13 protein-coding genes are annotated in these 14899 nt (G+C 65.8%); 7 read left to right on the forward strand and 6 right to left on the reverse strand.

All coding sequences use genetic code 11. From position 1 onward, the window contains the following. Positions 1 to 110 precede the first annotated feature (110 nt). On the forward strand, positions 111 to 332 hold the full coding sequence (locus HV773_RS17000; RefSeq protein WP_175195733.1) for a hypothetical protein: 222 nt from the start codon (positions 111 to 113) through the stop codon (positions 330 to 332). Between the two features lie 38 nt (positions 333 to 370). Here the strand turns inward: HV773_RS17000 and HV773_RS17005 are convergent, their stop codons facing one another. Then, positions 371 to 2518, reverse strand: coding sequence for a tetratricopeptide repeat protein (locus HV773_RS17005; RefSeq protein ID WP_175195735.1), 2148 nt, complete (start codon positions 2516 to 2518; stop codon positions 371 to 373). Positions 2519 to 2716: 198 nt separating this feature from the next. Here HV773_RS17005 and HV773_RS17010 point away from each other — a divergent pair, with 198 nt between their 5' ends. Then, positions 2717 to 3712: an aldo/keto reductase gene (locus HV773_RS17010; RefSeq protein ID WP_175195737.1), complete on the forward strand. Its 996-nt coding sequence runs from the start codon at positions 2717 to 2719 to the stop codon at positions 3710 to 3712. Positions 3713 to 3809: 97 nt separating this feature from the next. Here the strand turns inward: HV773_RS17010 and HV773_RS17015 are convergent, their stop codons facing one another. Next, complete coding sequence (locus HV773_RS17015; RefSeq protein WP_175195823.1) at positions 3810 to 4862, reverse strand: alcohol dehydrogenase; 1053 nt, start codon at positions 4860 to 4862, stop codon at positions 3810 to 3812. A 290-nt stretch (positions 4863 to 5152) separates the two neighbouring features. Here HV773_RS17015 and HV773_RS17020 point away from each other — a divergent pair, with 290 nt between their 5' ends. Further along, complete coding sequence (locus HV773_RS17020) at positions 5153 to 5569, forward strand: MarR family winged helix-turn-helix transcriptional regulator (protein WP_175195739.1); 417 nt, start codon at positions 5153 to 5155, stop codon at positions 5567 to 5569. 59 nt (positions 5570 to 5628) lie between these two features. Next, positions 5629 to 5814, forward strand: coding sequence for a hypothetical protein (locus HV773_RS17025; protein ID WP_175195601.1), 186 nt, complete (start codon positions 5629 to 5631; stop codon positions 5812 to 5814). Between the two features lie 40 nt (positions 5815 to 5854). On the opposite strand, the gene zwf is transcribed toward HV773_RS17025, so the two are convergent. Together zwf and HV773_RS17035 are read right to left on the reverse strand one after the other, a co-directional pair. Further along, a complete protein-coding gene (zwf, locus tag HV773_RS17030) occupies positions 5855 to 7330 on the reverse strand; it encodes a glucose-6-phosphate dehydrogenase (protein WP_175195741.1) in 1476 nt (491 codons plus the stop codon). Positions 7331 to 7504: 174 nt separating this feature from the next. Then, a complete protein-coding gene (locus HV773_RS17035) occupies positions 7505 to 8830 on the reverse strand; it encodes an Nramp family divalent metal transporter (protein WP_175195742.1) in 1326 nt (441 codons plus the stop codon). Between the two features lie 356 nt (positions 8831 to 9186). Here HV773_RS17035 and HV773_RS17040 point away from each other — a divergent pair, with 356 nt between their 5' ends. The 3 genes from HV773_RS17040 (at position 9187) to HV773_RS17050 (ending at position 12451) form a co-directional block, all read left to right on the forward strand. Further along, entirely contained in the window at positions 9187 to 10167 is a 981-nt protein-coding gene (locus tag HV773_RS17040; protein WP_246282304.1) for a YVTN family beta-propeller repeat protein, read from the forward strand. A gap of 18 nt (positions 10168 to 10185) precedes the next feature. Next, positions 10186 to 11193: a sterol desaturase family protein gene (locus HV773_RS17045; RefSeq protein WP_175195746.1), complete on the forward strand. Its 1008-nt coding sequence runs from the start codon at positions 10186 to 10188 to the stop codon at positions 11191 to 11193. Positions 11194 to 11323: 130 nt separating this feature from the next. After that, a complete protein-coding gene (locus tag HV773_RS17050) occupies positions 11324 to 12451 on the forward strand; it encodes a 3-deoxy-7-phosphoheptulonate synthase (protein ID WP_246282305.1) in 1128 nt (375 codons plus the stop codon). Positions 12452 to 12559: 108 nt separating this feature from the next. Here the strand turns inward: HV773_RS17050 and HV773_RS17055 are convergent, their stop codons facing one another. Together HV773_RS17055 and HV773_RS17060 are read right to left on the reverse strand one after the other, a co-directional pair. Next, positions 12560 to 13369 (reverse strand): siderophore-interacting protein, encoded by an 810-nt coding sequence (locus HV773_RS17055; RefSeq protein ID WP_175195750.1) that lies wholly within the window; start codon positions 13367 to 13369, stop codon positions 12560 to 12562. Between the two features lie 53 nt (positions 13370 to 13422). After that, a complete protein-coding gene (locus HV773_RS17060; RefSeq protein WP_175195752.1) occupies positions 13423 to 14163 on the reverse strand; it encodes a PadR family transcriptional regulator in 741 nt (246 codons plus the stop codon). Positions 14164 to 14899: the final 736 nt, after the last annotated feature.

The raw sequence follows: 14899 nt of genomic DNA on the forward strand, positions 1-14899 counted from the left end.
CCCGGTCTGAACCTGTCCCCATTCCCTTGCGGCCAGGCTTCGAGCGTAAAATTGCCTTATCGGTGTCCCGACCGGGACACTCAAGCGCTCAACGCAGCATTCAAGCCCCGATGAAATCGCCTCCCGCGCAAGACCCGAACAAGCGCAAACAGCCGCCCACCTGGCTGCTCAATACGCTAACCGTGCTCGTTGGGCTGCTCACGCTCGCGGCGGGCGTGGGTTGGCTGATCTACAGCTGGGAGGTCGACCGGGAGATGCCTTACTTCGCGATCCCGCTCGTGCTGTGCGTGCCGGTGATCGCGGCCGTGGCGTTCCGCAATATTTGGGACTGATTCTGGGATTGACCCGCGCGCGCCGGGCCCGGGTGGCGCTATCGGCCGAACCGCTCCACGCACGCCTGCCGCACGCGCTCGATCGGCGCTCCCCATGTTTCGTCGATGGCCTGCCGGAACAGCCGCACCGTGTGCGGATACCACGGCGAATCCTCGCGCGCATGGAGCCAGCGCCAGTCCACGTCGCGGCGCGGCAGCATCACCCAGCAGGGCGTGCCTAGCGAGGCCGCCAGATGGGCCGTCGAGGTGTCCACGCAGATCAGGAGATCCAGCTGTGAGACGATGGCCGCCGTATCCACGAAATCGGTAATTTCTCCGCCCAGATGCAGGATCGGCTGCTGTGCTTCAGTGTCTGCGGCCTGCATCTCTTCCGCTTCGCTTTCTCCCGCGCCTTTTTGCAGACTCACGAATTTCACGCCCGGCACGCTCCACAGCGGCGCGAGCGCTGCGAGCGAGGGAATCGAGCGATGGGCGTCGTTGTGATGCTGCGGATTGCCTTTCCACACGAGCCCGATGCGCGGGCCGGCGCCCAGCGTCGCGAGGCGTGCGCCCCATTGGTGCTTGCGCTCGGCGTCGGGCGCGAAGCGGGTTGGCGGCGGTGTCGTGTCGACCGTGGTGGCGAGATGCAGCGGCATGCTCAGCGGGCTCGCCCAATAGTCGAATTCGGCGGCGCGCGCGACGGCTTCGGCATGGGTGAGCACCGTGTCGATGCCTTCGACGCCAGCGAGCACGCGGTGCAGGGCGGCGACGCAGCCGAACGCCACCCGCGTCGCGCCCGCCGCCTTGACGAGGCGTGCGTAGCGGGCGAACTGGAGCATGTCGCCGAGACCGTCTTCCTGCCATAGCAGCAGCGATTTCCCTGCCAGCGGCTCGCCTTGCCAATGCGCACAGTTCAGCATCGCGCGCGAGGCGAAATGCACGAAGCCGGTGTTTTCGTAGCGCCGCTCGTAGAGGCGCCAGCCTTCCTCGTAGCGGCCCATCGCGATCAGCAGCGTGGCGAGGCGAAACACGGCGTCGCCATAAGCGGGCGCGAGCGCGATTGCGCGTCGGTACGCGGCTTCGGCTTGGTCCAGCGCGCCCAATTCCTTCAATACGCCGCCGAGGTTGAAATGGGCCTGCGCGAGATGAGCGTCGCATTCGAGCGCTTGCTGGAGCGTCGCGAGCGCTTCAGGCAGGCGGCCTAGCGTGCCCAGCATGCAGCCGAGATTGTTGAGCGTTTGCGCGTGCCCCGGGGCGAGCCGCAGGGCCGTGCGCCAGGCCGTTTCGGCTTCTGGGTAGCGTTCGAGCTGTTGCAGCGCGACGCCGAGGTTGTAATGCGCTTCGACATGGTCGGGGCGCAAGGCGAGCGCCTGCCGGAAAAGCCGCTCGGCTTCGGGCTGGCGCTTCAGTTCCGTGAGCACGCAGCCGAGATTGTTGAGCGCGTCGACATAGTCGGGCCGTATCTGGATCGCGAGGCGGCACGCCAGTTCCGCCTCGACAAGCCGGCCGAGCGACTTGAGCAGCGCGCCGTAATTGTTCAGCGCCTCGGGGTATTGCGGCTCGGCGAGCAGCGCCTGACGCCAGGCTTCTTCGGCGGCGTCGAGTTGTCCGCGCTCGCGCAGCAGTGTGCCGAGATTGTTGTGCGCGCGCGCGTGGCGCGGGTTGTGCGCGAGCGCCGCGCGCCAGGCCGCTTCGGCCTCGTCGCGGCGGCCCGCCTCGTGCAGAACCACGCCGAGGTTGTAATGCGCATCCACGTGTCCCGGCTCGCGGGCGAGCGCCATGCGGCAGGCGAGCTCCGCTTCCTGCAAGCGCCCGAGCCGATGCAGCACGATGCCGAGGTTGCTATGCGCATCCGCTTGAGCGGGTGCCATGGCGATCAATTGCCGCCAGTGCGTCTCGGCGGCGGCCCACTGGCCGAGCGCGGTGAGCGTCGCGGCGAGGCCCTGCCAGGCATCCACGAACGCGGGATTCGCGTCGATGCAGCGCCGCCATAGCGCCTGCGCGATATCCGTCGTGCCGGCGCCCAGTGCGCACAGTGCCGCGAGATGGAGCGTGTCGGCGAGAGCGGCGTCGTCCGCGCGCGCGTGGTCGCCGACGAGCGGCGCTAGCACGGCGAGCGCTTCGGCGAAGCGGCCTTGCGCGCTCAGTGCGCTTGCTTCCTGCTGGCGGTCGGGGTGGAGGGGCGCGTCGGTGGGCGTCGGGGGCACGTTGGGCTGAGAAACAGAATGGGATGCTCCGAGCTTAAGGCAGGCCGCGGGCGGGCAACGGCGCGATTAGAGCATGCCTGGCCCGCTTATTCGGGGAATCGCTAGCGCTTGTGATTGCTTGCGACCGATCGCGCTATGCTTCCCGGCATGGTGCGAATCGCAACGCACCGCACCGCCAGAGAGAAAGAGGAGCATTCGATGGAATACCGCCGTTTTGGCCAAACCGGCCTTTCTGTTTCGCGTCTGTGTCTCGGCACGATGACCTTCGGCTTGCAGACTGGGGAGGACGTGTCCCGTCTCATTCTCGACAAGGCCGCCGACGCGGGGATCAACTTCATCGATACCGCCGATGTCTACCCGCTCGGCGGCGGCGAAACGCACGCCGGGCGGACCGAGGAAATCGTCGGACACTGGCTCAAGGGACGGCGCGGGCGCTTCATCGTGGCGACCAAGGCGGTGGGCAAGGTCGGGCCGTCGCCGTGGGATCAGGGCGCGTCGCGCAAGCATCTGCTCGATGCCATCGACGCCTCGCTGCGCCGGCTCGGCACCGACTATGTCGATCTCTACCAGCTACACTCCGACGACCAGAACACGCCGCTCGACGAAACGCTCGAAGCGTTAGATACGATTGTGCGGGCGGGCAAGGCGCGCTATATCGGCGTGTCGAATTTCCTCGCTTACCGCCTCGCCCGCGCGCTTGGCCGCGCCGATGTCTTGCGCTGCGCGCGTTTCGTCTCGGTGCAGCCGCGCTACAACCTGCTGTTCCGCCAGATCGAACGCGAGTTGCTGCCGCTCGCGGGCGAGGAGGGGCTCGCCGTGATTCCGTACAACCCGCTCGCGGGCGGCCTCCTGACCGGCAAGTATCAGCACAACAGCGCGCCCGCCGAAGGCCGCTTCACGCAAAGCGTGGGTGTGGCCGGGAAGATGTATCACGACCGCTACTGGCACGCGCGCGAGTTCGAGACCATCGAAGCGCTGCGCGGCATCGTCGGGCAGGCCGGGCAATCGCTCACGACCGCGTCGGTGGCGTGGGTGCTGGCCAATCCGCTCGTGACATCGGTGCTGATTGGCGCGAGCCGTCCCGAGCAACTCGACGCATCGATCGCCGCCGCCGGCCTCGCGCTCGATCCCGCGCTGAAGACGCAACTCGATGAGGCGAGCGCCGCGTATCGTCTGGGCGATGCCGCGCGTTAATCCATAATTGATTGGTGATCCGAAATAAATCGCAGGAAGAGAGACGGGGCGCTTGGTGCGCCCCTTACTTCGTTATTGCAAACCGTCCGGGCGGCCTTCAGGGTATCAGCACCTGACGCCCCACCACCAAGCCCCGCGCGAGCGCTTCGAGCGCCGCGTTGATTTCGCCGAGCGGCCGGCTCGACACCGGCGATGGCTGCATCTTGCCCTCGCGCATCAGCGCGACCAGTTCGCGCAATTCGGGCAGCGTGCCCACATAGCTGCCCTCGATTTTCAGTGGCCGCATGGGGATGATCGGCAGCGAGAGCGTGATGTCGCCGCCCATCAGTCCGACGATCACCACATGCCCGCCGCGCGTGCACGCATCGAGCGCGAGTCTCACCGTGGGCGTCGCGCCCACGAGATCGAGCACGGCGCGCGCGCCGCCGCCGGTGGCCTTGACGACTTGCTCGACGGCGTCGGGGGCGCGCGCGTCGATGGCGGCCAGCGCGCCTTCCTTGAGCGCGGCCTCGCGCTTGGCGGCGTCCACGTCCACCACGATCGCGCCTTTCGCGCCCAGCGCCTTCAGCACTTCGATGGCCATCATGCCGAGGCCGCCCGCGCCGATGATCACGACCGGTTCGTCATGAATGCGCGTGCCGAACTTCTTGATCGCCGAGTAGGTGGTCACGCCCGCGCACGCGAGCGGCGCGGCCTTCACCGGATCGAGGCCGCCGAGATCGACCAGATAGCGCGGATGCGGCACGATCACATAGTCGCCAAAGCCGCCGTCGCGCATCACGCCGAGCGATTGCGGCTTCGTGCAGATGTTTTCCTCGCCGCGCAGGCAGGCCACGCATTGTCCGCAGCCGATCCACGGATGCACCACCGCCATCGTGCCGGCCTTCACGTCGCCGGCCTCGGGACCCGCGCTGACCACTTCGCCGCATATTTCATGGCTCATCGTCAGCGGCAGCTTGATGCCGCGGTCGGCGAGCGAGAGCTTCTTGCCGCCGCCCAGGTCGTTATAGCCCTCCCAGATGTGCAGGTCGGAATGGCAGAGTCCCGCCGCTTTCACGCGCACGAGCACTTCGGTGCCCGTGGGTTGCGGCGCCTCGCGCTGGACGAGTTCGAGCGGCTGGCCGTGGTGGGTCACGCAATAACAACGCATCTGCATCGATGTCTCCGTTGGAGTGGTGTGAGGCGGTTAGGCGATGTCGATTGGCTCCCATCATAGCGGATTCGCGAGAAATTCGTCCGATCGTTCGTTTACTTGTGATGAGGTCGTCAGGTCCGTGTGGATGGGAGGTTAAAAGATTCGTACAACGGATTAATTGCGACGCGAAGGGCGATGCGGTCGAAGCCGAACCTCGCATCGGAAGCGTTCGAAAATGGCTTGAATCAGGGACTTATCGTGCCGGATTGATTGCATGGCTAACGATAGACGTTTATCCTGTCGTCATGTTCGATCAGTGTCTTTACTTCAATACGTCGGCGCTCGCACGGCGGCTCGAGCGCGAGTGGACAGGGGCGTTCGAGCCTTTTGGCCTGACGCCGCCGCAAGGTTTCATGCTGCGCGCGGTGCTCGATCGGCCCGGCTCGCTGCAGCGCGAGCTAGCGGATCTGCTCTCGATAGCGCGGCCCACGGCCACGCGCGTGCTCGACGGGCTCGAGGCGCGCGGCTACGTGGCGCGCCAGCGCACGGCCGGGGACCAGCGCGAGGTGGCGATCGTGCCCACTGCGCAGGCGACCTCGATACGCGAGGCGCTCAATCACGCGAGCGCGCAGGTTACTGGGCGCATCAAGCGCTCGCTGGGCGGCGAGGCATTCGTGGATACCGTGAGCCGGTTGCGCACGGTGCGCGCGACGCTCGGTTAACCGGGCATTGGCGCGGCTGCCTCGCGCATCATGGGTTTGGGAGTTTCAGCATGCGGCGCATGGCTGCTTTTTTTGCTTCGACGTGGCTCGCTGCCGCGATTCTGTATCTGGGCCGGCATTCGGTGCCGATGATGGCGCTCAGTGGCGTGCTGGTTTTTGCGGGGCTCGATCTGTTCCGCCCCGACCGCGCGGGCGCGCAGAGTGCGCAAGCGCGTGATGGTGGGGAGCGGCGCGGGCGGGGGTGATGCCGCGCCACACCGCGCCGCGCGTCGGTCAGTGACCCGCTCAAGCCTCCTCAGCCCAAGACATCCCCTCGCGCGCCAGCAGCGCCGACGAAGCCGCCGGCCCGAACGTCCCCGCCGTATAAATGCGCGGCCGGTCGTTGAGTTCCTTCCAGCCATCGAGAATCGGCTCCACCCAGCCCCACGCGGCTTCCAGTTCGTCGCGGCGCATGAAGTGCGTGAGGCGTCCGCGAATCACATCGACGAGCAGGCGCTCGTACGCTTCCGCGCGGCGCTCCGGAATGGCCTGCTGCAAATCCAGATTCAGGCTCACCGGCAGCATGTTCATACCGCTGCCCGGCTCCTTCGCGAGCATCTGCAACTGGATCGACTCCTCGGGCTGAAGCTGGATCACGAGACGGTTGCCGTAGTTGCGCGGCCCGCTCGGGAAGATCGAGAAGGGCAGGTCCGCGAATTCGATCACGATCTCCGACTGGCGCTTTTGCATGCGCTTGCCCGTGCGCAGGAAAAACGGCACGTTGGCCCAGCGCCAGTTGTTGATGTGCGCGCGCAGTGCCACGAAAGTTTCGGCCTTGCTGCCTGCCGGCACGTTGTCTTCTTCGAGGTAGCCCTTCACAGGCTGGCCGTCCACGGCGCCCGCCGCGTACTGCCCGCGCACCGTGTCGCGCGCGATGTCGGCCACCGACATCGGCCGCAGCGAGCGCAACACCTTGAGCTTTTCGTCGCGCACCGCATCGGGGTTGAGCGAGACGGGCGGCTCCATCGCCACGAAGCACAGCAGTTGCAGCAAATGGTTCTGCACCATGTCGCGCAGCGCGCCGGTGTGGTCGTAGAAGCCCGCGCGGCTGCCCACGCCCACCGTTTCCGCCACCGTGATCTGCACGCTGCGGATATACGGCGCCTGCCACAGCGGCCCGAAGATCGGATTGCCGAAGCGCAGCACCATCAGGTTCTGCACCGTCTCCTTGCCCAGATAGTGGTCGATCCGGTAGATCTGCGACTCCGCGAAGTGGCGGCCCACCGACGCATTGATCTCCTTGGCCGAAGCCAGATCGTGGCCGAGCGGCTTTTCCAGCACGACGCGCGAGTGCTTGTCGAGCAGATGCGCGGCCGCGAGGTTGTCGCAGATCGTCATGAACAGTTCAGGCGACGTCGAGAGATAGAACACGCGCAGCGCGTGCTTGCGAGAGGTCTGGGCGAGGCGTTCGTAATCGCCGGGATCGTTCACGTCGATGATCACGTACTGGAACAGGTCCAGGTAGCGGCCCCATGCCTGTTCATCGAAGGCCTTGGCGTCGATGAACGGACGCGACTGCTCTTCCATGAATGCGCGATAGTCGTCGATGGACCAGTTCTTGCGGCCCACCGCGATGATGCGCGTCTCGGGCGGCAGGTTGCCGTGCAGGTGCGCCATGTAGAGCGCGGGGAGCAGTTTGCGCGCGGCCAGGTCGCCTCCGCCGCCGAAGATGATCATGTCGACGGGCAGTTCGGGCACGGCTTGGGCAGGCTGATTCGTCATGGCGGGTCGCTTGGTTGTGGCGCGGTGAAAAAGGCTAATGTTGCATCGTTTCGCGCGAGTTTGCACGTTCGATGCGGACTTTTGCGCAAGCATTGGCAGACCGACCGCGCGGTCGGCGAACGGTTCGCACGCGCAGGTGCGATGCCTGCTCGACGCTTTACGCGAGGCGTTGCATCACGCCAGCCCAGGCACTTTCACGCCGAAGGTCTGCGCCAGCAGCAGCGCATTGAGCGCGAGCACGGCCGCCGCGCCCAGCACCGCGAGCCACGCGAGCGCCGGGCCGCTGCGCCACGCGCCCATGATGTCGCGCCGGCTCGTGAACCAGACCAGCGCGGCCATCGGGAACGGCAGCGCGAAACTCAGCACGACCTGGCTCGCCACGAGCGCCTCGGTGGCGTTCACGCCGAGGCCCACCACCACGAAGCTCGGCGCCATCGTCACCACGCGGCGCAGCCACAGCGGAATCTGGAAGCCCACGAAACCCTGCATGATCATCTGGCCCGCGAGCGTGCCCACCACCGAACTCGACAGACCCGAGGCGATCAGCGATACGAGAAAAATACTGGCCGCCGCCATGCCGAAGAGCGGCGCGAGCGTGTGCCAGGCGGTGCCGATTTCGGCGACGTCGGCGTGGCCCAGGTGGAATGCCGCCGCGGCCATGATGACCATCGCCATGTTGATCAGCCCGGCAAACGACAGTGCGATCAAGACCTCGATGTTCGAGAAGCGCAACAGGCGCGTGCATTCGTGCGCGTCGCGGGGGCGCACGCGTGCCTGGGTGAGGCCGGAGTGCAGAAACAGCGCGTGCGGCATGACCGTCGCGCCCACGATGCCCACGGCGATCGTTACGGCTTGCGCGTCGGGCAGGCGCGGCGTGGCCAGGTGCCCGAACACGCCGCGCCAGTCGACGGGCGCGATGAAAAGCTCGAGCAGATAGCACAAGCCGATCACGCCCACGAGCGCGCCGATCACGAGTTCGAGCGGGCGAAAGCCCGCGCGCTCGAAGAACAGCAGCGCATAGGTGACGAGCGCGGTGATGGCCATGCCCGCGATGAGCGGCAGATGTAGCAGGAGCGCGAGCCCGATCGCACCGCCGAGGAATTCGGCGAGGTCGGTGGCCATGGCGGCGATCTCGCTCACGATCCACATGAGCCAGACGAGCGGCGCGGGAAGGTGCGCGCGGCACAGTTGCGCGAGATTGCAGCCGGTGACGATGCCGAGCTTCGCGGAGAGCGCCTGGAACAGCATGGCGACGAGATTCGCGAGCAGCACGACCCACAGCAGCGCATAGCCGTAGCGCGCGCCCGCCTGGATATTGGTCGCGAAGTTGCCGGGGTCCATGTAGGCCACGGAGACGATCACGGCCGGCCCCGCGAGCGGCAGCAGCAGCGCGGCGCCGCGCCGGCGTCCTTCGAGCGCCTCGCGCACCTTGCGCGCCGTGCGCTCGGAGAGTCCGCCCGGCGGTTCATGCAGGCTGTCTTCGCGGGTGCGATGGAGCATGAACACCTCGTCGAGGGTGAAGGGCCCGTCGTTCAGGGGCCAAAGCAGGGGCCGAAGCAGCGCGCAGCCGGCAAATAGCGCTTAAAAAAGCCGTTTTGGGGCCCGCGCGCGTCATCGCAAAGCCACCCTGGTGCGTTAAGGTAATGTCCTGTGCGCCGGTTTCGCTGCCCGCTGGTTTGTGTGGATTCGATCGGGATTTCAACTGGCTTTCGCCCGCTTTGCGGCGCGCCAGCATCTATCTCAGCACAAACCGGCGCCGCGCGTGCTTTCACCGGTTTAATCCTGCCGGCTTACTTCCTTACGAAATGCCTCACTTCCCGATTTTTACCCCTACCAGGAACCGCGTTGCAGCGGCGGTGTTCCTTGGCTCGCTCGCCTTCAGCGCACTCGCACATGCAGGCGGCGCCGCTAGCAGCAACGACAAAGTCATCGTGCTCGACTCGGGCGAAGCGAAGCTCTCGCTCATCGACCAGAATAGCCGCACTGTGGTCGGCACCGAGCCCACCGGCAAGGAACCGCATCACCTGATGATCACGCCCGATGGCCAGTCGCTCATCGTGGCCGATTCGGTCTCGAACGACCTGATGTTCCTCGACCCCCACACCGGCAAGGTGCAGCGTCGCGTGGAGGGCATCGAAGACCCGTACCAGCTCGGCTTCTCGCCCGATCACAAGTGGTTCGTCACGGCGGGCCTGCGTCTCGACCGCGTGGACATCTACGGCTACAACGGCCATGACGTCATGCTCGTAAAGCGCATTCCGCTCGCGAAGACGCCCAGCCACATCAACTTCACCTCGGACAGCAAGATTGCGTTCGTGACGCTGCAGGACACCGGAGAAGTGGCCGCGATCGACCTGGCGACGCAGAGCGTGCTGTGGAAGCTGCCCGTGGGCAAAACGCCCGCCGGCCTGTGGATGACGCCCGGCGACAAATACCTGCTGGTCGGCATGACGGGCGAGGACGACGTGGCCGTGGTGGACTGGCGCAACCGCGCGGTCGTGAAGCGGATTCAAACGGGGCGCGGCGCGCACAACTTCCGCAATCTCGACGACGGCAAGCACGTGGCCGTGTCGAACCGCGTGGAAAGCACTATCAGCATTCTCGACTACACCACGCTTACCAAGGTCGCCGACATCACGGGCCTGCGTCCCGGCCCCGACGACATGCAGCTGTCCGCCGACAAGCGTTATTTGTGGGTCACGTTCCGCTTCGCGAAGCACGTCGGCATCATCGACCTCACGACGAACAAGCTGATCGACACGATTCCCGTGGGCCGCTCGCCGCACGGCATCTACTTCGCGAACAGCGCGCCCGTGTACGCGCCGAACCCCGATTGACGAGCGAGGTCTTCCGAGATGCTTGATACGCTGCTGGCGCAAGCCGACAACCTCGTGTCGACGCTGCAGACGCTCGTGTTCGTGGACGTGGTGCAGCCGCTCTTCTACAAGGTCGGCCTGATGGGCTACGACGAGGACACCTACGACGCGCTCTACTGGGTGATCGTGGGCGTGCTGCAGATTTGCGCGTCGTATCTGCTGCTGCGTCCGCTCGAAGCGCTGCGCCCGGCGGAGGCGTGGGGCGACCGCAAGGCGCTGCGCGCCGACGTCTGGTACACGTGGATCGCCAAGCTCGGCATTTTGAACATCGCGTTCTTCTTCATGCTCACGCCGCTGTTCAATCACTGGCAGAGCCTGATGGCGATCCACAACGTGCCGAACATCGACGTGGACAGCCTCTGGCCCGGCGTGACCGACAAGCCGTTCGTATCGTTCCTGATCTATCTGGTCGCGCTCGATTTCGCGGGCTACTGGTATCACCGCTGGCAGCATCGCTTCGGCGTGTGGTGGGAGTTGCACGCAGTGCACCACAGCCAGCAGCAGATGTCGCTCTGGTGCGACGATCGCAATCATTTCATCGACGACATCGTGCAGGCTGCGTTCTTCGCGGGCATTTCGCTGTTCATCGGCGTGCCGCCCGCGCAATTCGTCGTACTGATCGCCGTGAGCAACTTCCTGCAAAGCGTGCAGCACGTGAACGCGCGGCTCGAATTTGGCTGGCTGGTGGAGCGCATTCTCGTGAGCCCGGCATTCCATCGCCGCCATCATGCGGTGGGCTATGGCCATGAGGGCACGCGCTATGGCTGCAATTTCGGCGTGCTGTTTCCGTGGTGGGACATGATGTTCCGCACCGCCTCGTGGAACAAGGCGCTCGAACCCACGGGCATCCGCGAGCAATTGCCCGCACCGCAAGGGCGTGGGCTGAACTACGGCGAAGGACTGATCGCCCAGCAGTGGCTCGCGCTCGTGCGCATCGCCCGGCGGCTTGCCGGCAAGGGCTATCCGATGGGCGGGCAGGCGCATTGAGGCCGCGCCGGGCCGCTCGGCCCGGCGGATTCATTCCAGGATGCCGGCTGTTTGCGCGGCCAGTGCGATAATCGCGGCTTGTCCTTCGCGCGGCGCCTGAGCCGCGCGCCTATGTATGCCGGAGAAAATCTTGAGCCGCATCGACAATCCGCAGCACGACCAGGAAGTCGGTTTCGCCGACGCCACCGAAGACACCACCCGCATTGACGACACCCGCATCGGCGCGGTGCGCCCGCTCATCTCTCCCGCGCTGCTGCTCGACGAACTGCCCGTGCCGCAGGCCACGCAGACGCTCGTGGAAACCAGCCGCGCGCAGATCGGCGAAGTGCTTGCGCAGCGCGACGACCGCGTGGTGGTGGTGGTCGGGCCCTGCTCGATTCATGACCACGACCAGGCCATCGAGTACGCGAAGCTGCTAAAGGAAGAAGCCGACCGCCTCAAGGACGATCTGCTGGTGGTCATGCGCGTGTACTTCGAGAAGCCGCGCACGACGGTGGGCTGGAAGGGCTATATCAACGACCCGCGCCTCGACGGCAGCTTCCGCATCAACGAAGGGCTGCGCGCCGCGCGCCAGTTGCTGCTCGACATCAACGCGCTCGGGCTGCCCACCGGCACCGAATTTCTCGACCTGCTGAGCCCGCAATACATTGCCGACCTCGTAGCGTGGGGCGCGATTGGCGCGCGCACGACGGAAAGCCAGAGCCATCGGCAACTGGCTTCGGGGCTGTCCTGCCCGATCGGCTTCAAGAACGGCACGGACGGCGGCGTGCAGATTGCCGCGGACGCCATCGTCGCGGCGCGCGCGAGCCACGCGTTCATGGGCATGACGAAAATGGGCATGGCCGCGATCTTCGAGACGCGCGGCAACAACGATTGCCACGTGATTCTGCGCGGCGGCAAGAGCGGGCCGAACTACGACGCGGCGTCGGTGGCGGCGTGCGCGGCGGCGCTCGCGAAGGCCGGGCTGCGCGAGCAGGTCATGATCGATTGCTCGCACGCGAATTCGAGCAAGCAGCACCAGCGCCAGATCGAGGTGGCGCGCGATATCGGCGCGCAGCTGGCGGGCGGCGATTCGCGCATCGTGGGCGTGATGATCGAGAGCCATCTGGAAGAAGGGCGCCAGGACCTCGAGCCGGGCGTGCCGCTCAAGCGCGGGGTGTCGATTACCGATGCATGCATTAGCTGGGCGCAGACGCAGCCGGTGCTGGAGTCGCTAGCGCAGGCGGTGCGCTCGCGCAGGGGGAAGCGGGTGGGGTGAGTTTGCGAGGGTTGTGTTTGGCTCGTTAGAGCCAGCGGATTTGAATGGGCGACGCGCGGCGGACTGGGAGGTTCGTCGCGCGTTGTTGTTTCGGGCCCCGAAAATCACTCAATCCTCAATCGCTTCATGCGTCGCTTGCGCCCCGCGCCGCCAGTACGCTGACGCGCGAATGCGCTTCTTGTCGACTCCGCGTTCGTTGCACAGATGCGCGCGCACGGCGCGAATTTCCGAGGCTTCGCCGGCCGCCCACACGTAGCCGTCGCCAGGCGGCAGCCAGACTTCGCGCACGGCATCGACGAGCGGCTGATCCGATTCGGATTCCTCACGATAGCACCAGACGGCATAAAGATCGGCTTCGGTCGGCAGGGCGATGCGCGCCGCGCGGTTCTCCACCGCCACGATGACTGCCACGCGCGCACCAGCGGGCAACTCGGTCAGGCGGCGCTGAATCGCCGGCAGCGCTGTCTCGTCGCCAATCAGGAGATGCCAGTCGTAGCCCGTGGGGATCACCATCGAGCCGCGCGGACCGCCCACGCCCAGGTACTGGCCGGGCTGCGCCTGCGCTGCCCATGCCGTGGCCGGGCCTGCTTCGTGCAGCGCGAACTCGAGGTCGAGTTCGCCGGCGGCGGTGTCGAAGCGGCGCGGCGTGTAATCGCGCGCGGCCGGGCGCTCGACGCCTTCGGGAAAGGCGATGCCGTCGGGTCCGGCACTCGGCAGTACGGGTGTTTCGGCGCCCTCTGGCGGGAAAAACACTTTCAGGTGATCGTCGAACGACGCCGACACGAAGTCGCTCAGATCGCCGGTGAGCGTCACGCGCACCAGCGCGGGCGACAACGCCGTGACGCGCGCGACGCGCAGCAGGCGAAACTTCAACGGATGTCGCACGCGGACGACTTCAAGGGGGCTTGGGTTTTGCATCAGTGACTCCGATGGTGCGATAGGGCGATGGGGTGACGGGCGATGAGCCGGGCTCAAGCGTCGCCGCCTTCCTCGCCGTTTTCGATTTCGCGGGTGGCGCGCGCGAGGATGGCCGCGATGCGGCGCTGCTCGTCGGGCGAGACGTCCGTGCGGCGCAGCAGCGCGTGCTTGAGCGCGCGGCGCGCTTCGATCAGCTCGCGCACCCAGCCGGTGCCTTCGGCGGGATCCTCGCCCGCGAGCGCGCGGCGCATGACTTCCATCTTGCGGCCGAAATGCGTGAGCTTCGCGAGGATCAGGTCGGCGCGTTCGCGATTGGCATCCAGGTACGCACGGCCTTCTTCCGATAGTTCGTAGCGCTTACGATTGCCTTCGAGCGTGACGCTAACGTAGCCGAGTTCTTCGAGGTAGGTGAGCGCCGGGTAGACCATGCCGGGGCTCGGGCTGTAGAAGCCGTTCGAACGCGCATCGAGCGCCTTGATGAGTTCATAGCCGTGGCTCGGGCGCTCGGCGAGCAGCACGAGCAGCATCAACTGCAAATCCTCTGACGTGAACTTGCGACCGCGGCCAAAGCCGTCGCCATTTTCACCGAAGCCGCCGAAACCCCGGCCAAAGCCTTCGCCGAAATCACCGGGGCCGCCGCCGCGATGGCGGCCCATGGCGTAGCGCAGCGCGTGCATGGGATGGCGCATGGCGAAGCGGACGCCGGAGCGATCGTCGTCTGCGAAAGGGTCGAAACAGGCGCGGCCGGCGGAGCCGTGACGCCAGAAATAGCCGAAAGCGTGATGGTGGCGCATGAGGCCTCCTTCTCTGAGTATCTTAAAACATGTCGTAAGATATATATCTTAAGAGTGTTTGTCAAAGAAAAATTTTGGGTGGCATGGGCGCACGCTAAGGTCTGCGGGAATGCGGAAATTTGGTGTGCGGTGCACAATTTTTCAGGCGATTCCCTATCGGACGACGATTTTTATAGCGTTCGCAGTGCGTTGCAATGACGCACAGATACGGTTCACGCCGATCACAGGACCAGCTACATCGCGTGTCCTTAATGTAGGGCTGGATTTAAACCGGCGGGCTCGCTTCACGCGATAACAAACGTCGTCCAGCAAGAGAAGACTCAAATGCGGACCAAGCGGATAACTGAGCATCAGGCCCAGTGTTCCGTAACCTGGAACGCCGCGTGACCTGACCTTCCCGTAGTAGGCGTTGTGGAGGACAACCGGAGAATCCCCGAAGATACCGGGACGATTATCGCGATCAGCGCGCAACCGCGACGCAACCGTTCGCGGCGGCCCGAAGCCAGTGTCCTCGAATCTTCGCGAAATGCCACGGCGCTTTACCGGGGTGAGCCGGCCTCTGGGTGTTCGGGCGACGATGAGAACCGATGACGCTCAATGGCCGAACCTGGGAGTCCATCGGAAGCGCGCGCAACGGGATCGCCTTGACCGGCGAACTTCCGTAGCGACCCACATGAGACGTTCGACATCTGGGTGCTCTGCGGCAGGCTTCTGGGTGCAGCGGCCGTACAGTATC

The sequence above is a fragment of the Paraburkholderia caffeinitolerans genome, from assembly GCF_902859945.1.
GTDB lineage: Bacteria > Pseudomonadota > Gammaproteobacteria > Burkholderiales > Burkholderiaceae > Paraburkholderia > Paraburkholderia caffeinitolerans.